The 21,653-nt window shown below is 56.0% G+C and carries 12 protein-coding genes; 6 read left to right on the top strand and 6 right to left on the bottom strand.

What is annotated here, in order from left to right; genetic code table 11:
- Positions 1-345: 345 nt before the first annotated feature.
- Together RUDLU_RS0103070 and rpe are read right to left on the bottom strand one after the other, a co-directional pair.
- Complete coding sequence (locus RUDLU_RS0103070; protein ID WP_019986883.1) at positions 346-1,767, bottom strand: alpha-amylase family glycosyl hydrolase; 1,422 nt, start codon at positions 1,765-1,767, stop codon at positions 346-348.
- A gap of 40 nt (positions 1,768-1,807) precedes the next feature.
- Positions 1,808-2,491, bottom strand: coding sequence for a ribulose-phosphate 3-epimerase (gene rpe, locus RUDLU_RS0103065; RefSeq protein WP_019986882.1), 684 nt, complete (start codon positions 2,489-2,491; stop codon positions 1,808-1,810).
- 244 nt (positions 2,492-2,735) lie between these two features.
- On the opposite strand from rpe, the gene ligA reads away from it, so the two are divergent.
- The 4 genes from ligA to RUDLU_RS0103045 all read left to right on the top strand — a co-directional run bounded on the left by ligA (position 2,736) and on the right by RUDLU_RS0103045 (position 10,804).
- On the top strand, positions 2,736-4,862 hold the full coding sequence (gene ligA, locus RUDLU_RS0103060) for an NAD-dependent DNA ligase LigA (protein ID WP_019986881.1): 2,127 nt from the start codon (positions 2,736-2,738) through the stop codon (positions 4,860-4,862).
- Between the two features lie 78 nt (positions 4,863-4,940).
- Positions 4,941-5,837: a 4-hydroxy-tetrahydrodipicolinate synthase gene (gene dapA / locus RUDLU_RS0103055; RefSeq protein WP_019986880.1), complete on the top strand. Its 897-nt coding sequence runs from the start codon at positions 4,941-4,943 to the stop codon at positions 5,835-5,837.
- Positions 5,838-6,081: 244 nt separating this feature from the next.
- A complete protein-coding gene (locus RUDLU_RS0103050; protein ID WP_027302707.1) occupies positions 6,082-7,314 on the top strand; it encodes a GDSL-type esterase/lipase family protein in 1,233 nt (410 codons plus the stop codon).
- A gap of 10 nt (positions 7,315-7,324) precedes the next feature.
- On the top strand, positions 7,325-10,804 hold the full coding sequence (locus RUDLU_RS0103045) for a PVC-type heme-binding CxxCH protein (protein WP_019986877.1): 3,480 nt from the start codon (positions 7,325-7,327) through the stop codon (positions 10,802-10,804).
- Positions 10,805-10,997: 193 nt separating this feature from the next.
- Here RUDLU_RS0103045 and RUDLU_RS0103040 read toward each other — a convergent pair whose 3' ends face one another.
- From RUDLU_RS0103040 to RUDLU_RS26840, 3 genes are all read right to left on the bottom strand, one after another.
- Entirely contained in the window at positions 10,998-13,169 is a 2,172-nt protein-coding gene (locus RUDLU_RS0103040; protein ID WP_019986876.1) for a carbohydrate binding family 9 domain-containing protein, read from the bottom strand.
- Positions 13,170-13,357: 188 nt separating this feature from the next.
- A complete protein-coding gene (locus tag RUDLU_RS0103035; RefSeq protein ID WP_245581617.1) occupies positions 13,358-13,678 on the bottom strand; it encodes a bleomycin resistance protein in 321 nt (106 codons plus the stop codon).
- A 36-nt stretch (positions 13,679-13,714) separates the two neighbouring features.
- Positions 13,715-15,193, bottom strand: coding sequence for a DEAD/DEAH box helicase (locus RUDLU_RS26840; RefSeq protein WP_083940659.1), 1,479 nt, complete (start codon positions 15,191-15,193; stop codon positions 13,715-13,717).
- A 344-nt stretch (positions 15,194-15,537) separates the two neighbouring features.
- On the opposite strand from RUDLU_RS26840, the gene RUDLU_RS0103025 reads away from it, so the two are divergent.
- Positions 15,538-18,039, top strand: coding sequence for a TonB-dependent receptor (locus RUDLU_RS0103025; protein WP_019986873.1), 2,502 nt, complete (start codon positions 15,538-15,540; stop codon positions 18,037-18,039).
- 84 nt (positions 18,040-18,123) lie between these two features.
- Complete coding sequence (locus RUDLU_RS0103020) at positions 18,124-18,660, top strand: membrane lipoprotein lipid attachment site-containing protein (RefSeq protein ID WP_044129807.1); 537 nt, start codon at positions 18,124-18,126, stop codon at positions 18,658-18,660.
- A 37-nt stretch (positions 18,661-18,697) separates the two neighbouring features.
- Here the strand turns inward: RUDLU_RS0103020 and RUDLU_RS0103015 are convergent, their stop codons facing one another.
- Positions 18,698-21,616: a BamA/TamA family outer membrane protein gene (locus RUDLU_RS0103015; RefSeq protein ID WP_019986871.1), complete on the bottom strand. Its 2,919-nt coding sequence runs from the start codon at positions 21,614-21,616 to the stop codon at positions 18,698-18,700.
- Between the last annotated feature and the right edge of the window lie 37 nt (positions 21,617-21,653).

Genomic DNA, 21,653 nt, shown 5'->3' with positions numbered 1-21,653 from the left:
GTTTGGGCCAGGGTTTCGGTAAAATTGAATTCATGTTGTGCCCATTAATTAGATTTTAATTATTTTTAAAATTCTAATAAACAGGCAGTTATGTTTTTGTTGAAAAAATTCTACAGTGTGGAAAACCTTTCATAGTCCCTTTTGTTATATAATTGCGTCGAAAAGAAAAGTTTTTCATAACGTTGAGTAAATCAGAAAGCCAAGAGAGAGTCTCGCTTGGCTTTTTCGTTTTTTATAGGGTACCCAAGCAAAACGCGGACGGTCAGATGGAAGTAGTAAAACTACCTCACTCTGACCGTCCGCGTTTTGCTTAGACCTTAAATGCCCCCTCTGGGGCCAGTTGTATTAGTTGGTGTACACCCGATACTCCCAGGGTTTGAGGGTAATCGTCATACCGGGTTTAATTTCGGACGAAGTGCGGGTAAAAATCTCCATGAATGTCCCCTCGTAGCCCGCTCCTTCGAGTCGGGTAGTTACGGGTTTCTCCGACAGATTAAGTACAACCGTAACCTGATCATTGTCTTTCTTCCGGTAAAAGGCGTACACTTTATCGTCATCACCCGTTTGAATCTTCACGGCTTTACCGCCTGCCTGACCGTTCCAGAGAGCACGGTTACGGTGTTTGAGGGTCAGTAGTGACTTAAAAAAGTCGGTTTTGCTGTACGTTCCCCAGGGAATCGAGTCTTTCTCAAAAAAAGCCAGTCGCTTGTTCAGGTTCGATTCCATACCGTTATAGACCAGCGGCATCCCGTCGATGGTGTGGCTCAGTACCACAAACGCATCGGCCCCTTCCTTAAACGATTCGGTGAGTGTGCCGTTCCACGAGTTTTCGTCGTGGTTCTGCAAAAACTGCATCTGATAAAACCATTTCGGAAACCGCTTCTGGTTGAGCACAATCATGGAGTCGATCACGGTAGCCGGTCGAGCCCCCTGGGCAACGGCCTTCATGACAGTGTGCATGCCCCAGGCGTAATTGGCGTTGAAGCAACTCGAAAAATGACCGGGTTCGTCCTCCCATTCGGCCAGCATGAAAACCGTTTTGATTTTGTCGAGCGCCGGGCGCACTTCCTGCCAGAAATCATCGGGAACAAAGCCGGCGACATCGCAGCGGAAACCGTCAATATCACACTCCCGTACCCAGTACGACATGGCGTCGATCATGGCCTTACGCAGATTCGGGTTGTCGTAATCCAGATCCACTACATCGGTCCAATCGGTCGGCTTGCCGGTTTTCGGATCGAGCGGGGTGGTCATTTTCCCTTTTACCTTGGTGTAATAATCGGGGTGCTCCGTAATCCATTTATGGTCCCAGCCGGTATGGTTCGGAATCCAGTCCAGAATAACCCGCAGGCCCAACGCATGAGCCCGCTGCACCAGTGCCTTGAAATCATCGAGGGTACCGTAGTCGGGGTTAACCGACATGTAATCGGCCACGGCATAGGGGCTACCCAGAGGTCCTTTTTTGTTTTTGAGGCTGATGGGATAAATCGGCATGAGCCAGACAATATCGACTCCCAGTTCTTTCAGCCGAGGTAGCTGCGCCGTAACGGCCTTGAACGTACCCTCCCGCGAAAACTGGCGGGTGTTTACTTCATAGATTGTCGCATTTTTTGCCCATTCGGGCGCGGGAGGAGCCTGCCCAAACTGAACCGTAGTGGTATCAGTAGGAGTAGTGCTCGTCTCCGTCTGGTCGGTTTGCGTTGAGTTTTTACAGCCTCCGGTTAGTATCAACAGGCTCAGCGCACTGGCCAGCAAGTACTTCGTCATATAGGTTAGTCGCAAGATCGTTCGTAAGTGAGAACAAATATTAAGCCATCGGTGAGGGCTGCTGCGTAAAGGGCCGTTCTTTTAAGGCCCGGATAGCCTCAGCCGGATCGTCGGCTTTGAAGACCGAGGTGCCCGCTACAAAAACATCGGCACCCGCTTCGGCGAGGGCTGTGATGGTATTCAAATCAACGCCCCCGTCTACTTCAATCAGGGCTGGGCTTTGGTGTTCGGTCAGCAACCGGCGCATCTTGCGCACTTTCTGAATTGAGGCTGGGACCAGTTTCTGACCGCCAAAGCCGGGGTTGATCGTCATCACCAGCACCTGATCAATGGAGTCGAGCACATCTTCGATGGCCGTCACGGGGGTTTGCAGATTCAGGGCAACCCCCGCCTTGCAACCCAGCTCGCGGATACGCGTAAGCGTGCGGTGCAGGTGCGTACAGGCTTCGTAATGAACCGTGATGGTTGCGGCTCCCGCTTTGGCAAACTGCTCCAGATAGCGGTCGGGCTGTACAATCATGAGGTGCACGTCGAGGGGTTTTTGGGCGTGTTTCTGGATGGCTTCCAGCACCGGAAAGCCAAACGAAATGTTAGGCACAAACTCGCCATCCATGATATCGATATGGAACCAGTCGGCGTCGCTGTGGTTAATCATTTCCACATCACGTTGCAGATTGGCAAAATCGGCCGCCAGAATCGACGGGGCAATAATCGGTTGGTTCATAGCTCATAACGGGGCAACGGCGAAAAAGAAGTCTGTTACCCCCAGAAACGCGCTTAGCGGTTACTAAGTGGTTTTTTGTCCGTAAAACTAACTTTTTTTGCCGAAACCCCTGAGGTGGACCGCCGGATATTGGGCATCTGAACTGGGGCAGGAGGTATGGAAGGTTGGCCGTTGGGTAGTAGCTTTGTTGTCGGAGGTGCCCCACAGGTTGGGTACCGGCCTACCCAATACAACGCACTAGTACATGTCGCCCCAGGAGCAGATAAATGGGCTAACAGACCAGCTCAATTATTACAATCACCAATACTATCAGAACAGCGTGTCGGAAGTGGACGATTTTACGTTCGACCGGATGCTGGAGCAGTTAACGGCCCTCGAGGCCCAATATCCCGAATTTAAGCGCCCCGACTCACCGACCAACCGGGTAGGCGGTGGCATCAGCAAGGAGTTTGCAACTGTGTACCATCGCTTTCCGATGCTCTCGCTGGGTAACACCTATTCGGAAGCCGAGTTGGTTGAGTTCGACAATCGGGTTCGGCGCGGCCTCGACGGGCAGACCTTCGAATACGTTTGTGAACTAAAATTTGACGGGGTGGCCCTGAGCATGACCTACGAAAATGGGGTGTTAGTGCAGGGAGCCACCCGGGGCGATGGCGTTCGGGGCGACGATATCACGGCTAATATCCGTACCATCCGGACCCTTCCGCTGCGGGTTGGCCATTCGATAGGGCAAAGTACGGATGTCCCTGTGGCGGTGCCCGCCCTGTTTGAGGTTCGGGGCGAGGGTTTTCTGCCCATCGCTGAGTTCGAACGGATCAATAAGGAGCGCGAAGATATTGGTGAGTCTCTGCTGGCCAACCCGCGCAATGCAGCCTCAGGCACGTTTAAACAGCAGGATTCGCGGATTGTAGCCCAGCGCCGGTTAGACTGTTACCTGTACTCGTTTCTGGCAGACGAAGAGGTGTTCAAAACCCATGAGGAAAGCCTGATTGCCCTCAAAGCCTGGGGGTTCAATGTGTCGCCTACGTGGCGGAAGTGTACCGATATTCGGGAGGTGATGCAGTTTATCAACGACTGGGACACCCGACGGTTCGAGTTACCGCTGGCTACCGATGGCATTGTGATCAAGGTGAACAGCTATGCCCAGCAGCGCGAGTTGGGCTACACGGCCAAAAGCCCCCGGTGGGCCATTGCCTTTAAGTATAAGGCGATGGCTGCGAGTACCACGCTCAACCACGTTACTTATCAGGTTGGGCGCACAGGGGCGGTTACGCCGGTAGCAAACCTGACCCCGGTATTGTTGGCAGGTACGGTAGTCAAACGGGCGTCGTTACACAATGCCAATGAGATTGAGCGCCTGGGGGTGCAATTGGGCGATACGGTATTTGTTGAAAAGGGCGGAGAGATCATTCCGAAAGTGACCGGCGTTGACCTGACCAAGCGCACCGATGCCGTACAGCCCATTGTTTACCCAACCACCTGCCCCGCCTGCCAGACTCCGCTGGTGCGTATGGAAGATGAGCGGGGGGGCGTTCAGGCGCATTTCTACTGCCCCAACGAGAAAGGCTGCCCCCCGCAGCGTCAGGCCCGGTTCGAGCATTTCATTCAGCGTCGGGCCATGAACATCGAGAGCCTGGGCGAAGGTAAAATTGAGCTGCTTATTGAGCGGGGGCTGGTGCAGTCGCCCGCCGATTTGTACGAGCTGACAACAGAAAAGCTGCTTGGGCTCGAAAAAACCTACCCGGCCACGCCTGTACTGTCCGACGACGGTTCGGGGCGGACGTCTGCGGAAGAGCCCGGTAAGGCCCGCACCGTGAAGTTTGGGCAGAAAACGGTCGACAATATTCTGAAAGCGGTGGAGCGGTCGCGGCAGCAACCGTTTACCAACGTATTGTTTGCGCTCGGAATCCGGTACGTGGGGGCGACGACCGCCGAAAAACTGGTTGACTATTTCGGCACCATGGATGCACTGATGGCGGCTCCGCTGGAGGTGCTCATTACCGTGCCGGAGGTGGGCCCCCGCATTGCCCAAAGCGTGGCCAACTGGTTTGCCGACCCCGACAACCGGGACTACGTAGAACGGTTGCGGGCGGCCGGGCTTCAGTTTGTGGGCGAACGCAAAGTAGTAGAGGTGCGTAGTGATCGGCTTACTGGTAAAACCTTCCTCTACACGGGCACGTTTGCCAACTTCAGCCGCGAGCAACTCGAAGCCGAGATTGCCGCCCACGGGGGCAAGCTGGTCAGTGGCGTTTCGAAAAAACTCAACTACCTCATCGTGGGCGAAAATGCGGGTCCCTCGAAGGTAAGTAAAGCCGAAAGCCTTAAAGTTCCGATGATTAGTGAGGACGAGTTCATGGCGATGTTGACGTAATTGACGTAACTTTGTGATAATACGGCTGGGGTGGCCCGGTTCAGGTCGGAGCCACCTTTGCACAACTAAATCTGATTGATGAACAATCGCTTTCACGGTGTCGGAGTGGCTATCGTCACGCCATTTCACGCCGACCATTCTATTGATTTTGACGGCTTCGGCCGTCTGATTCAGCACGTCTCAGACGGAGGGGTGCGCTACATCGTGCTGCAAGGCACAACCGGCGAGTCGCCGACGGTGACGAAAGCGGAAAAGAAACAGTTGTTGCAGTACCTGAAGGAGAATAATCCGAAACAGCTGCCCATTGTGTACGGGGTGGGAGGAAATGTGACGCCCGACGTTGTGAATACGCTTAAGGAAACTGACTTCGAAGGCGTTGACGCCATCCTGTCGGTTTGTCCATACTATAATAAACCGGGTCAGCGGGGAGTGATCGAACACTTTACCCGTGTGGCCGATGCTTCGCCGGTGCCCGTCATTCTGTACAACATTCCGCCCCGGACAGGCATCAACATGACCGCCGAAACGGTATGTACGCTGGCTCAGCATCCCAATATCATCGGGGTGAAAGAGGCCTCGTGCATTATTGAGCAGTGCATGGAAATTGCCCGCGACAAACCGGACGATTTCCTCCTCATCTCGGGCGATGATGTGCAGGCTGTGCCCATTATCAGCATCGGTGGTGTGGGCGTGATGTCGGTTATTGCCAACGCCCTACCGGCTCGGTTCAGCGCGCTGATCGATGCGGCTTTGCAGGGTGATTTCGCGTTTGCTTCGAAAGAACTGAGTCATTTCCTGCGTATCGACCCTCTGTTGTACGAAGAAGGCAACCCGGTCGGGGTGAAAAACATCCTCGAAATTATGGGCCTCATCGAAGGGCACGTTCGGTTGCCGCTGATGAAAGCGTCGGAAGGCCTGAGCGAGCGGCAGCGGGCCGTGCTCCAGCAGGATCACCTGCTTGAGCTGGTTGCGTAAACACCATACAAGATTCATTTTAAGCCCCCAGCGGGGCGTAACAACCCAAGTGGTTTCTGTTACGTCCCGGCTGGGGGCTTTTTTTGACAAAATGCGCTCTCGGGTGTTCGCTGACAAGTTGTTGGTGGGCAGGCTTAGGAAGGATGAGGTAAGCAAAACAAGTAGTTGCGGGCGTTCCTAACTTTTTACACAAGATCACCACATGTACGTCGATCAACCGACTACTCCCTTTATAATGTATTGTATGAGAAGGTTAAAGGCAGGGGCTTCCCTGATTTGTTGTTTTCTATTCATTGCTCTTTGTTCCTCCCCCGGTTCTGCCCAGATAAATTCGCCGTCAGCGGCTCCGTTTACCCTCAAAAAAGGCGACCGGGTGGTATTTGTGGGCAATTCGCTCTTCGAAAACGACGTTCAATTCGGGTATCTGGAACTGGCTCTTACCACCCGCTGGCCCGACAAAGAGGTTACGTTTCGGAACATTGGCTGGACCGGCGACAACGTGTACGGTGTAGCCCGTAGCACCATTACCAACCCGCCCACGGCTTACGAACTGCTCATGGAGCACCTGACCAAAGCGCAACCGACCGTCGTGTTTATTGGCTACGGCAATATCGAAGCGCAGGAGGGCGAAGCCGGTTTACCCCGTTTTGTGGAGGGCCTGAACAAACTGGTCGACAAGGTGGACGAACTGGGGGCGCAGGCTGTTCTGCTGTCTACCATTCCGGTGTTGTCCGACTCCATTCCCAACCGCACCGAGTACAACGCCATGCTGCAACGCTACGCCGGAGCGATTGCCAAAACAGCCACCGACCGGGGCAAACGGTATATTGATCTGTTCGGCCCGCTGGCGGCTATCCCCGACAAACGGACAATCACCGAAAACGGCATACACCTGAACGAAGCGGGCTATTACCGGCTGGCAACCCTGCTGGAAGAACGGCTGGGCCTCCCCGCACGACATGGAGCTATTCAGGTGGCAGTCGGTAAGACCTCGGTCGATGCATCGGGGCCGGTGCGGGCGGCAACTGCTGACCCCAAAGCCGAGCGGATTGGGTTTACGGTAGATGAGCGTTGGCTGCCACTGCCCAAGCCTGCCGATGCCGGGGTAATTCCCGAAAAAGGGAATGTGCTTGCAGTGACTGGCCTCAAAAAAGGCTATTACACACTCCGAATCGACAATGCCGAGGTCGTAACGGCATCGGCAAAAGAGTGGGCCGAGGGCGTCGAAATCCGACAGGGGAGTGGGGTCGAGCAAGCCCGCGACCTGCGTCACCTGATCAACAAAAAGAACGAGCTGTTTTATTTCCAGTACCGGCCGCTCAACACAACGTATATTCTCGGCTTTCGCTCGTATGAGCAGGGCCGACACGTGAAAGGGCTTGAAGAGCAGAATTTTATCATTAAGTGGCTCGAAAGTCAGATTGCCCTCACCCGCACCCCCAAACCAAGAGTTTATCAACTTACCCTTTTGAAGTAAACCGAACGTGATGAAAACAAGCTGGTTTCCCAGGCCCCTCTCAACCCTGTTGAGCGTCCCGGTTTTTCTGATTCTTACCGCCACCGTTCATCAGGAGAATCTGACCGATATTCCGAAACCCGACATTAAGCGCGAACTTGAATCGTTTAAGATTGCCGATGGCTTCGAGGTTACGCTCTTTGCCGCCGACCCACTCGTGGCCAAGCCCATTCAGATGAACTGGGACGCCGACGGGCGGTTGTGGGTGGTGAGCAGCACGGCCTATCCGCACCTTAAAACCGGTGAAGAGGCCAACGATAAAATCTTTGTGCTCGAAGACACCGACGGCGACGGAAAGGCCGATAAGTCGACCATTTTTGCCGAAGGCCTGCTGACACCCACCGGAATTCTGCCCGGCGATGGGGGCGTGTACGTAGCCAACTCCACCGAGATTCTACACTTTGCCGATACGGATGGCGATGGTAAGGCCGACCAAAGACGCCGGATTGTGAATGGTTTTGGTACCGCCGACACGCACCACCTTATTCACACGTTCCGCTGGGGTCCCGAAGGTCTGCTGTATTTCAATCAGTCAATTTACATCTATAGCCACGTCGAAACACCCTCGGGGATCAAGCGGCTCGAAGGCGGTGGCGTTTGGCAGATGAACCCTAAAAAGCGGGAGCTCGACGTGTACGCCAAAGGGCTTGTGAACCCCTGGGGCCTGCAATTTGACAAGTGGGGACAGTCATTTCTGACCGACGGGGCCGGGGGCGAAGGCATCAACTACGCTTTTCCGGGGGCTACGTTTGTTACAGCACCCGGTGCGGCCCGTATTTTGCGCGGTCTGAATCCGGGGCAGCCGAAGCATTCGGGGCTCGAAGTGGTGTCGGGGCGACACATGCCTGATTCGTGGCAGGGTACGCTCATTACCAACGATTTCCGGGCCAACCGAATCAACCGGTTTAAGCTCGAAGAACAGGGGAGCGGCTATGCGTCGCGACAGCTCGACGATTTGCTTTGGACCGATAACGTCGCGTTCCGGCCCGTGGATATTTCGGTAGGCCCTGATGGCGCCATTTACGTGGCCGACTGGTACAACCCTATTATTCAGCACGGCGAGGTCGATTTTCACGATCCCCGGCGCGACCAGGAGCATGGTCGCATCTGGCGCATTGTGGCTAAAAACCGACCCCTGGTCAAAAAGCCACCGCTGAGCAAAGCGTCGGTGAGTGAGTTGCTCGACATGCTCAAACTACCCGAAGACTGGACCCGCCTTCAGGCCAAACAGGTGCTCAAAGCCCGCGGGGCTGCACAGGTGATTCCGGCCTTGCGGCAGTGGGTGGATGGGCTGGACAAAAACCACCTCGACTATGAGCATCACCTGCTCGAAGCGCTCTGGACGTACCAAACGCTCGAAGTGGCCAATGAACCGCTACTGTTGCGGCTCCTGAACGCGCAAAACCACCGGGCGCGGGCTGCGGCCCTGCGTGCCTTGCAGGTGTGGCCGGGCAAGGTTGCCAATGTGCCCGCCCTGCTCACCAAGGCCGTGGCCGATCCGCACCCACAGGTTCGGCTGGAAGCGGTGATTGGCCTGCGGCAGGTGAAAACACCCGAAGCCGTGCGGACGGCCCTGGCGGCTCTGGATAAACCGATGGACGAGTTTCTGGATTTTGCCCTCTGGCAAACCGTTCGCGAGGGTGAGTCGTACTGGGCACCCCGTCTCAAAACCGAGGCCGACTTTTTCGGATCACCCCAGAAAACGGTGTTCGCCCTCAAATCGGTGAGTAGCCCCGAAGCCGTGGCGCAACTGGCCCGGTTGTACGGGCAAAATCAGGTGCCTGCCGAGTATCAGAAAGATGTACTGGCCTCCCTGGCGAAATTTGGTAAACCCGCTGACCTGTCGGTGGTGTTCGATAAAGCTTTGCTCCAAGCATCTGACCCAAAGGCGGTTGCCTCACAGTTGGGTGCGCTGGAGGAAGCCGCCCGTCGGGGCGAAAAACCATCGGGTAACCTGAGTCGGCTGACGGGGTTGATAACGAGCGATGACGAAGCTGTGGCTGCCAGTGCCGTGCGTCTGCTGGGCTTGTGGAAGCTCGAAGACCAAACCGCTACCCTCACAGCTCTGGCTCGTAAAGACGATAAAACGCTGCGCAAAGCCGCCCTGACTTCGCTGGCCGCCATGAACAGCGATGCGGCCCGCAAAGCCCTGACCGAGATGGCTGGCGCTAAAAACCCGGTCGACCTACGGTTGGCGTCCGTGGCTCAATTGGCCGTTGCCAACCCAACGGAGGCAGCCCCCATAGCGGGGAATCTGCTGCGTACGCTGCCGGCCGATACCGACGTGACCGATTTGTTCCGGGCTTTTCTGGTGCACAAGCAGGGGGCTCGTGCTTTGGCCGAAGAGCTGACGGCCCGCAAAATTCCGGAAGGCTTAGCCACGGCGGGCCGCCAGACTATGCAGCGTCATGTGCCCTGGAACCGGCGCGGTGATGAAACCGTGACGCAACTCATCAAAGCCATCGAAGCATCGGGAGGGGTGTTGCCCGCTGAGAAAATGCCGCAGGAACTCAGCGCATCAGACATTGCGGCCATGGCGAAGCTCGTAAAAGAAACGGCCGACCCGGTCAAGGGCGAGATCGTGTACCGGCGTACGGGCCTGGCCTGTCAGTCGTGCCATGCTATTGGCGGGGCGGGTGGCCGGATTGGCCCCGACCTGAGTAGCCTCGGAACCAGCTCGCCCGCTGAGACCATTATTCGATCAATTCTGTACCCCAGCCAGTCGATTAAAGAAGGCTACGAATTGCAGCGGGTAGCCAAAAAAGACGGCTCCGAACTGATGGGGTATCTGGTCAGCAACGGTACATCCGACGTTGTCCTGCGCGACGTGACGGGGGCCGAAGTATCGGTGCCGAAAAGCCAGATCAACGTGATTGAGAAGGTGCCGGGCTCACTCATGCCCGCCGGGCTGACCGCTACTTTGGACAAAGCCGAGTTTATAAATCTGGTTAGTTTCCTGACCAAAATGGGCGAATCGGGGCAGTTTCGTGTGCCAACTGCCCGGTTTGTGCGCCGGTGGAGTACCGTGGTTCCAACGCCTGAGTTGAGCCGTAAACTCCGCGATGAAGGGCTGGGTTACCTGGTGCGTGACATTGGCAAAGTGACTTCTCAACCGTTGTACAGTACCGTTGCGGGCTCGGTTCCCCTAGCCGAACTGCCCATCGTCGAACAGGCTGGCGGCCGTCGGCACAGTGTGCTGCGGTTCGAGCTGGAGGTGCTGACTAAAGGCAACGTGAATCTGGATCTGAGCACCACAAATGGCCTGACCGCCTGGGTGGGCAACCGCCCCCTTAAACTGACCGACCGGGGTGCCCTGCTCGAACTACCCGCGGGTATGCATACCGTGACCCTGGCTATTGACCGGAATCTGCAAAAAGAGGGAACGTTCAATGTGCAGCTCGGCGAAGCCGACAAAGTACCCGCTCAAACCCGATTGGTGATGGGTCGGTGATGAGTGAATGTCCAATGGACGTATAATGTACAATGCAAAATAGGGAGTAAGTTACTAATTTGACTGTCAAACTATTAATTGTTCATTGCTCATTGTATTCTAACTCGGTACTTATCTGCTTTCAAAACCACAACGCCCCCGGTAACCAATTTGGTCTGCCGGGGGCGTTGCGGTTTTGGAGGATACTTCCCCTTTATACATTCCACCAGTACGTCAACTTAAACACGAGTGCCCGACTTTTGACCCGGAAATTTTCGGGTAGGTAGTTGTCTGTGTACACAATGAATAAGTCAGACGCGGGCTTGTAACGCCATTGTAAACGGGTATTCAGATTCACGTTTTTTGCCTGCTCGTTGTACTGCATAAACGCCGTGACAAAGAGCGAATTGGTCATGGTCAGATCGAGCCGGGGGCCTACCAGCCAGAAGGTCGTCAGGCCCGAGAGGTTGGGTAGATCAATGCGGTTGTAGCTGGAGGTGAGGGCGAGGCTGGCGTAGGGCTGAATCCGATAGGCCATATCGGTGGTGATGTTCAGGCGGGTGCCGCCGTCGTAAAAGCCGCCGTACCGGGTTGAGAAACCGTAGGTAAACATACTTTGCGGCCGCGATACAAACTCGGTGCCCCAGGCGCGCCAGTAATGCAGCGTACCAGTACCTAACCTGGCTTTCCCGCTATTGGTGGGGTCGAGGTCGGCCAGCAGCCGCACAAAATTGGAAGCAACCCAACCCGCAAAAGTACTTTTGTTACGGAATTGCAGTCCGTACAGAATATAGTGTTCATTGTCGAGTTGCCGGTCGAGCCTGGTGTTCATAAACACGGTCGTGTTTAGCTGCGGACCGTGACTCAGAATACTGCCTCCTTTCGGGAAAAACAGATAGCCAATCTGGGCATTGAACTTCTGGTAGCCACGCCGGGGTACATACCCCACTTCGGGGTTATAGTTAGTACCTACGTACTCGTACTGCCCGTTGATCAGCCACTTGCGGTTGTTGTATTGCAGGTTACCGGCCATCACCCCGTTGTCGGGGCGGCTATTGGGCGAAAACGATTTCAGGTACAGGGCCTTACCCGTCCAGAGGTTGTTGGCCGACGCCAAGTTGTACTCCAGACCCAAGTTGCGGTTGTACTGCGAATACGTCGGAAAATTTTCGCGGGGCTCGTAATTCATCGACTGCTTATTGATCATCAGCAGCCCCACGTTGGAGCGGGCGGCTACACGCCGTTGCAGAGCGGCTACCGTGAAGTTCTGCCGGGGCAGGTTCACGTCCTCTACCTCACCTGTCTGCATGTGCATGACGCCAATCCGCCAGTCTTTATTCAGCTTGCCACTCAGGCGGGCACCGTACCGGATAGGTACGCCCAGCCCGATCCGACGGCTGAAAAATGGCCGGATATTATTATAGCCGAAGTTGGCAAAGAGGTCACCGTTTTCAAGGAAAAACTGTCGCCGTTCGGGGAAAAACAGCTCGAATCGGTCGAGGTTAGTCACCTGCCGGTCGACCTCAACCTGCGAAAAGTCGGGGTTGACGGTCAGGTCCAGATTGAGCGACGAGGTCAGAGCCACTTTGGCGTCGCCCCCCACGGTAGCTTCTGGGGCCGGTCGGTCGGGCCGGGAAAAATCGCGGGCGGTAGAGGCCAATACGTAGGGAATCACCGAAATATTTGGGCCTGCCTGTGGGGGCGCCTGATCCCACACGAGTGTGCCTGTGTACGCGAGCGAGGCCGTTGGAAACTGCCGGGGAATGGGCGTCCACGACGATTTTTCGGTGCTCGTCAGGTCCTGGCGGCTAAAGTTGACCCCCCAGCGGGTAACCCCTTTTTTGTACCGGATGGTTTTGAACGGAATGGCGGCTTCGAACACGTATCGGTCGGGGTAGTTGCGTACCACCGAGTACCACTTGTTGTCCCAGCTGGTGTTTATTTTGGCCCCTTCAAACATCAAACCGTCCCACTGTGCGCCCACGGCGTTGGCCCCAAAACTGAACCCGTTGGTCTGATCGTCGAACGTGTCAAGAAAGAGAAGAAAGTTATCGTTTTTCCCAAAATTCCAGTCGCGCCGGAGCGATTCGACCACGTAGGGCTGATTTTCGGGATGGTAGCAAATAGCCACCATGTACAGGTTGTTGTCGTCGTAGGCCATCCGAACCTCAGTGCGGATGCGAGCCCGGCTGGTGTCCATCGGAAGCACCATGTAAAAGTCAGTAGCAAGCTGTGCACTCTGCCAGGCGGCTTCGTCGGCGGCCCCGTCGATCCGAATCGGCGAAGTGGCCCGGGAAATATGGTACTGGAAGGCGTCGTTCTTTTTTTGACCCCAAGCCGACAACGACAGCCAGCTCAGGCACACCAGTAGCAGTAAACGATTCACGAAATAATCTGTAAGTGGTTTTGTAAGTGGGTAAGCCGGTTGCGGTTTTGCCGCGCTGGCGGCTGCAAAGGTCGGGGCTAAATCACTATAGACAAAAACAAAAGGTAACCTCATCATACTGACAAGGTCACCTACGGAGAAGAGAAAATAAGTGAATAGAGCCCACAAAGGCCGCGGAGATAGTCTATTTACAAGGCTTGCCCGAATGTAAGCAGGTTATGATCGGGGTCAATTACCGAAAACTCTTTTTGCTGCCACGGTTTTAGGGCCAGTTCACCGCCGGGGTGAATCGGGGTTCCGTTTTGCACCAGCGACTGATAAACCGCATCGATATGGCTCGTGCGGATGTAAACCTGCCCATAGTTCTGATGCGGGTCAAGGTCAGGGAAATGGAAAAAGTGAATTTCCACCTCATCCCGGTACAGTATCAGGTAATCGGGGTAGTCGCCACTCACCGTAAAGCCCAGTTGGTTTACGTAAAACGCTTGCGTGACCTGTTTGTCGCGCATGGGCAATTTAGGGTGAATGGCGCTAAGCATTGTTCGTTACGCTTCAACGGTTGGTTGTGCGGGTGTACCTTCGCCTTGTGGGCTGGGCTTGCGACCGCGGTTTCGGTTGCGCCGACGGGGCTTTTTGGCCTCTCCTTCGGCTGCTCCAACGGTTGGGTTAGCTACAGCTTCGCCCTCAACTGCTCCGCCCGGCTGGGGGGCAACAGCACCCTCGGGGCGGGGTGTGCCCGGTTTGCCATCCCGGCCACCGCGCTTACGGTTGCGGTTTTTCGGGCGAGGAGTATCCGAACTGGCTTGTGATTCGGGGCGGGGGCCTTCGGCACGGGGCGTATTGGAGCGCTCAGGCCGGCGGTCGCGTTCGGGTCGTTTGCCCGTTTTTGATCGGTCGTTGCGGCCGCGGTCGGCGGGTCGGTCGCCCCCATTTTCTGAAGGCGCGGGACCAAGGCCCAGTTCTTCGGTAATGGCCCGCTTTTCAATTTTTTTGTCGAGCAGCCGCTCAATTTTCCGCACCCGCTGCATGTCCATCTCATTGACAAACGTGATGGCGGTACCGGTATTTTCGGCGCGGGCCGTGCGGCCAATCCGGTGCACGTAGTCTTCGGCATCGCGCGGTACATCGTAGTTGACTACGTGACTCAGGCTGTCGATGTCAATACCGCGTGAGAGTACATCCGTAGCCACCAGAATCGGGAATTGCTTGTTTTTGAAGCCCCGTAAGACCTTCTCGCGCTCGTCCTGCTCAATGTCCGACGAGATTCCGTGGGCTTCGTAGCCCAGTTTCGTCAGCGCACGTACAATGGGGTTCACCTCCGATTTGCGCGAGGTAAACAACACCATGCTTTGGGCGTTGGCCTGCTGAATGAGGTGCATGAGCAGCGGCAACTTCTGGTGATCTTTGGCCAGATAAAACTGCTGATCAATTTTTTCGGCTGGTTTGGAAACCGCCAGCGTAATCTCATCGGGATTGGTGAGCAACTTCTTGGCAAACTCCCGGATTTTGCCGGGCATTGTGGCCGAAAACATGAGCGTTTGCCGGTTTTTGGGCAGTTCCCGTACAATTTTCAGAATATCGTCGGCAAAGCCCATATCGAGCATTTTGTCGGCTTCGTCGAGCACCAGATAATTGAGCTGATCGAACTTCACGTAGCCCAGCTGCATGTGTGCCATCAGCCGGCCCGGTGTGGCAATGATAATATCGGCACCGGTGGTGAGGGCATTGCGTTGCTGATCCCAGTTTTCGCCTTTACCACCGCCGTAGAGCGCAATACTCGTGGCTGATACAAAGTAGGCAAACCCCTCAACCTGCTCGTCGATCTGCTTGGCCAGTTCACGGGTAGGAACCAGAATCAGGGTGCTGGTGTGCTGATGCCCGGCATGCGAGATCTTGTCGAGCAGCGGAATCAGGTAAGCGGCTGTTTTGCCGGTACCGGTTTGTGCGCAGGCGATCAGGTCTTTACCCTCGATGATCTTGGGAATGGCCATCTGCTGAATGGGCGTGGCCTGCTGGTAATTCATGGCGTCGACGCCCGTCAGTACGTCGTCGTGGAGATTAAAGTCGTGAAAGGTCACGTGCAGAGAAATAAAATGTGAATGCAACTGCAACTGACCTTTGGTTCCCGGCCAGTTTACCGCTTATTTTTTCAAATATACAATTCCTTAACCGGAATATCCACATTATCGTTCGGGTGTATTGGGCGGCTTTAGGGAGTATATACCCCTGAAATCGGGTCAACGAATTAACCTTTCTCTACCGTACATTCAATTTTCTTTGCTGAATAACCTGTTAACACTCAACTTTCATCCACGACTCACCACTCGTCGGGAATCCGTAATTTCTCGGCATTACTTACTTAATCGACATGAAACACCTGCTACCTATTTTGGGGTTGCTGCTTGCTCCGTTGCTTGCCGTAGCCCAACCCACCCAAACCCTGCGCGGTCGGGTGGTTGACCGGGAATCGAAGTATCCCTTGTTCGGCGCGACGGTTCAACTGCTCGACAAGGCCAACAAACCCACAACCGGCACTACGGTCGATACGCTCGGGCGGTTTCGGCTGCCTAATGTGCCGGTTGGTCGGCAAACGGTGCTCGTCACGCTCATCGGCTACAAAAATGCCTTGTTGAACAACATTGTGGTGGATGCTGGCCGCGAAACTATTCTGGATGTGGAGCTCGATGAAGCCATCAATGAACTGGCCACTGTGACCGTAAAGGCGCAGCGTACGGGCGACGCCAAGAACGAGATGGCCCTGGTGTCGGCCCGGCAGTTTACCGTCGACGAGGCCGACCGGTACGCGGGCAGCCGGGGCGAACCCGCCCGGATGGCTTCGAACTTTGCCGGGGTGCAGGGCGCCGACGATTCGCGCAACGACATCGTGATTCGGGGAAACTCGCCCAGCGGGGTGCTCTGGCGCGTAGAGGGCATCAGTATTCCGAACCCCAATCACTTTGCCATACCGGGTACGTCGGGCGGGCCGGTGAGCATTATCCGCAACAACACCCTCGCCAACTCCGACTTTTTTACGGGGGCTTTTCCGGCCGAATTTGGCAACGGTATTGCTGGGGTATTTGACCTGAAGCTGCGCAACGGTAACAACGAGCGGCATCAGCGGTCGCTTCAGTTTGGGTTTCTCGGAACCGAAGCCATGGCCGAGGGGCCACTCTCGCGCAAATCGGGGGCGTCGTATCTGGTCACGTACCGGTACGCCAACCTGTGGTTATTCAACAAAATAGGTATCGATATTGGCACGCAGGCTGTCCCGACGTATCAGGATGCGTCGTTTCGGTTTAGTTTTCCGCTCAAAGGACGCGACGGTGCCCCCGGCGGGCGGCTCTCGTTCTGGGGCTTTGGCGGGACCAGTACGGTCGATATTCTGGTCAGTGAACAGTCGGTATCGGATCGGAACATATTTGGCCAGAACGACCGCGATCAGTACTACACCTCGCGCATGTTTGTGTCGGGCCTGACCTTCGAGAAGCCGCTCAGTCGTAAAACCTTCCTTAAAGCCACGGTAGCCGCGTCGGGTACGGTGCAGGATGCCAACCACAATTATCTGTTTTTGCGGAACGGGCCGGATGGGAAGCCCGCCGTGCAGAACGACCGTTTTGTGATCGACCGGATTGCCCCCATTCTCGATTATCGCTTTGCTGACACTAAGGCGTCGGTTTCGCTTGCATTGACGCACAAATTCAACGCCCGCAGCTCGCTCAAGGCGGGTCTGAACGCCGATACGTACTTTTTCAACCTTTACGACAGCGTTCGGGTGGTCGTTACCCGGCCGGGTGTGGTGCCCGAGTTACAGCCCTGGCAACCCCGCTGGGATACCCGCACTAGGGCCCTGCTGTTGCAACCGTTTGTGCAGTGGCGCACCAACCTGACCGAAAAGCTGACCCTCAGCGCTGGGCTGACAAGCACTATTTTCACCCTGAACAAACACAGTGTATCGCCCGTGGAGCCCCGCGCCGGGCTGGTGTACGAGTTGCCCAATCGCCAGAAACTGAGCGTGGCTGTGGGCCTGCATAGCCAGATGATGCCGACCTACGCGTATTTCTACCAGACGCCCGACCTTACGTCGTCGTTCAGACCTACGCCGATGAGCGAGCTGAACCGTGAGGTGGGGCTCACCAAAAGCTGGCATTACGTGGCTGCTTACGACCGCCTGCTGGGCCGCAACGTGCGGATGAAACTGGAGGCTTATTACCAGTATTTGTTCAACGTACCGGTGGAGGTAGGCCGCACGTCGTTTTCGATTCTCAACACGGGGGCAGGGTTCTCACGGGTGTTCCCGCAGAAACTCTACAACGGCGGTACGGGTCGGAACTACGGGGTAGAGCTGACGCTCGAAAAATTCTTTAGCGATAGTTATTATTTTCTCGTAACGGGCTCGCTGTTCGATGCCCGCTACCGGGGCTCCGATGGGGTGTTGCGGAATACTGATTTTAATGGTCGGTACGCTTTCAATGCGCTGGTAGCCAAAGAGTTTACGTTTGAGCGGGGGCAGGGTAAGCGGAATAGCCTGAATGTGGGCGCCAAGTACACGGCAGTAGGGGGGCGTTGGTACGGCCCGGTCGACGAGGCCGCGTCGCAATTGGCGCAGGAGATCCTGTTCAAGGATGCGACCCGCAATACCCTTCAGTTTGCGCCGTATCGCCGGTTTGATATAAAGGTTGATTACAAAATGAACCGAATGAACGCCCGGGGAGGCCGTCTGACGCACACCATTGCCGTTGACCTGGTGAACATTCTGGGCATTGAGAATTTACTGTCGCTCAGCTACGCGCCCCAACCCGATGGGTCGTTTATCAAGCAGGAGTATCAGTTGGGCTTTCTGCCCGTGTTTTACTACCGAATCGATTTTTAGGTTTTCTTTGAGCCCGATTAACAGCCAGTGCCGACCCGCAACCCGCGTCGGGGCTGGCTGTCCGGTTTTGTCTTCGTTTGTGTTATGAAAAAAAGCTTCCTTATTCTGAGCCTGACGGCCGTGCTCGCCGGCTGTGGCCGTTCTGAAACCGCCCAAACCGATACGGCATCGACTACCGCGGCCGACTCTGTGACGGCAGCCGCAGCCCCGGCTAAACCCGAAAACTGTAAATCGGTTGTTGAGCCGGCCAAACTGGGCAAAGCCGACGAATATCAGGAGTCAGGGAAAGACCTGAAAGTAGCGTTGACGCTCAATCAGGCCGATAACACAACGCCCGGCCCCGATGGATGTTATTTCAATAACTCGGTGGATGTGACGGCCACCCGCAAATCGGGCAAGCCGGTTTTTCGGCGTACGCTGGTTAAAGAAGATTTGGGGTACTTCTCGGAGAGCGATTCGGTGATTGAAAAAGGAGTGCTGCAATCGGTGCAGTATAAACCGACCTTCAACAGCCAGAAGTACGTTAGCCTGACCATGCGCCTGCGTGACCCCGAAACGGACAAAACCACCGACTTCACGGTGTACATGAACTACAACGGCGAAATTCTACGGGTAAAATAAACCGGTGGCACCCCGATGGTGCCACCAATCTTACCAATTAAAAGCCAATATCGAGCACCAGCGGCTCTATCTGAAACTCGCCCGTGTTGAGGGCGTAGGTAGCCCGTGCACCTACCTCAAACGGCAGCCGGAATCGCAGCACATTGAACACAAACGATAGGTCGGCCCCGACGGTAGCGAGGTTCCGGCGTCGATTCTCGAAGCGTAACAACTGCCCGTTCTGATTCACGACGGCTACCTGCACATCGCCCTGAGCGGCATCGTAAAAACCGGCCGCTTTGATTCGTTGAATGTAGGCCAGCCGCCCGATGTTCCAGTGCGTGTCGGCCACGGGGAATCGGTATTCGGCCCCGCCCACCCAAAGTTTGTCGAAGCTGGTGTACAGTTGCCCCCGTGGGTAAAACGTAGCCGGGCTAAACCGGTAGGTATCCTGAAACTGTTGCTGGTAGCCGCCCCGCAACCGCAGCGAATGGTGCTTGATAAGGCCGGGAAAAAACAGGTTACCCTGAGCGCTGATCTGTTCGGCCCGTAAGGCTCCGCCAAAAGGCGTCGTGCGCCAGGTCAGGCTGAGGGCCTGCCCCCAGGGTGGTGCCACATCGCGCTTGTTTTGTTTCAGGAGCCGTTGGTACGTCAGGCCGTAGTTGAGTGCGTTGAGCACCCGGCCGCCCCCAACCTCATTAAGTGGTCGGGCGGGCAGGTCGTACCCCGATACCTGAATCAGATTGTACTGGGCCGAAAGGGTGAGGCTCTGCCGGTATTTTGTTTGAGTGAGCTGAAACGGTAGTCGAATGCCGGCGGAAAACTGATTGTAATTCCAGGTATCAGAGCGCAGGCTGTCGAGCGGAAGCCGCCGGTCTACATAAACACTGGTTTGATTACGGCCCGTCTGAAACGACAGGTCGAACACCGGAAACAGGCCCTGATAGCTGGCATTGGCAAAAAAAGCGCCGGTTCGTTCGGCCTGATTGTACAAAAAGCCCGTGGAGAGCTGGGTAGTAGCCAGCAGATCGCGCGAGTCGATGCCGAGCGTCAATTCCTGCCCCGTCGATGAAAAAATAGGCCCCCAGCCGTAAATATTGAGGGCGTGTGGCAATCGCCGAAACCGCGACGCCGGGAAGGGAGCCGGTAACGGGGCAGAGTCGCTCAGGGCCACACGGGCCTGACCCACACCGGGCTCCTGTGCCACAAGTGGACCAAAATACCGCACGGTCCGGTCGTTAACTTCGGTAGCGGGTGTCCAGCGTTCGGGGGCCAGCGGCATCTCCTGCACACGGTGCCCATCGGCCGAAAAATCATGAAACGCCAGATGTTTTCCATCGGGCGAAATAGCCGCGTGGTAGGCCCCCAGCGGCCGCGACGTGACCTGGTATGTACGGCCGTTGCGCGTGTCGACGGCGTAAATATTGTCGATGCCCGACTGGGGTGAGTTGTACAGCACGTATGGCCCCCAGGGCTGCGGGTGGCTGATGTTGCGGTTCAGTTCGGGGAGCAGGTCGGTACGCTGGCCCGTAACGGGGTCGATGCGCTGAATCGTTTTGCGGCCATCGCGCAGGGCTACGGCAATGATGGCTTTACTATCGTCGGTCCAGCGGGGATGCAGGTAAAAATAGTCAAATGGGTTGGGTAACGTTTGTTTCACCCGGCCCGTTTCGGCGTCGAGGACCAGCAGCCGGGTTTTATAGTCAGCGGTGTGCTCAACGGCGGCAATGCTGAAACCATCGGGCGAGAGGGCTACGGCCGTGTACCGGGTCTGGCTCGTCAGGCGGGTTTGGCGGCCGGTGGTCAGGTCGAGCGAACGAAGTTCTGACCAGACTTTCTGGCCCCAGCGGGGGTGATACCGAAACTCCACCCAAACGGCCCGCCCGGCATTGACCGACAGCATATCGGGGTCGTTGTACAGGCCGAGGGTAAAGGCCTTTTTCTCCGTACCGTTGCGCCGAAGGAGTACCAGCTGGGCAATATCGCCCAAACCCGTTTTGAGGGCCAAAAGCGTACTGTCGGATACATACTGCGGATTCTGGTAGTTGGTGAACACTCGCTTTTCGGGGCGCACGGGTAGGGGCGTGGCCGGGGTCAGTTTGAGCCCTTCCTGTTGTTTGGTCCAGGTTTCGGTCAGGTCCGTGAGGGTACGTTTGTAGAGATTGTCGACACGCGAGCCGGTTACTTTTTTCACACTGCCCGAAAACGAAAACGGCCACGGAAACCGGTGGTAGTATTCGTTGAGCACACGGCTCCAGCCATCGGCCCCGTTTTCGCGCCGGAGGTTGGTGGTCAGCAGGTAGCCCAGCACGTAGTGGTCGGGTACGTTGTCGCGAAACGAGCCCGCTACCGCTTTGTTATAACTAAACCGCCGACCGGCGAGCAAGTTGGCCCGGAAACCCATGTCGAAGTTCGGAATCCGGCCGCGCCCCGATCCACTCAGGGCCGTTTCTACCCCTACGGCATCGCCCTCCGAAAACCAATCGGGAACACCCAGGGTGGCCAGAGCCAGCGCATTGTTGCCAAACAGGTAATAAGCGGCTTTGCCAAACCCTTGCAGGGCTTTTTCAAACTGAACCACGTGCCGGTACTCATGCACGGTGAGCAGGTCGAGCCAGTCGTAGGTACCAAGCAGAAACGGGTCCTGGGGGGGCGTGGTAAAAAACTCCGACCGCCGGGGGGTAAGCGTCACAAACCCATTGCTGACAGTGGTTTGGTTTTGCAGTAGCAGCGGCAGCCGACGCGGGCGTTTGTCGAGGGTTGCGCTGACGGGTTCGTAGATACCTTCGAGCCGGTGGGCGGTTCGTTGAGCGGGCTTCTCGAACCCTTCGGGGTACAAAACCGAGAAGTGCGGGGTACGAATGCGGTACCAGCGTAACCGGGCCGGTGTTTGTTCGAGGATAGGAAGCGTTTGTGCCGTAGCCGAAGCAAACGATAAAGCCGCCAAAAATGGCAGCACGCGGGTTTTGAGCGACATAACGCTAAGTAACAAAGAAAACCAATTGCCCGCGTCA

The sequence above is a fragment of the Rudanella lutea DSM 19387 genome, from assembly GCF_000383955.1.
Classification (GTDB): domain Bacteria; phylum Bacteroidota; class Bacteroidia; order Cytophagales; family Spirosomataceae; genus Rudanella; species Rudanella lutea.
The sequence above is the reverse complement of the archived record's forward strand: the minus strand, read 5'-3'. Positions and strand labels throughout refer to the sequence as shown.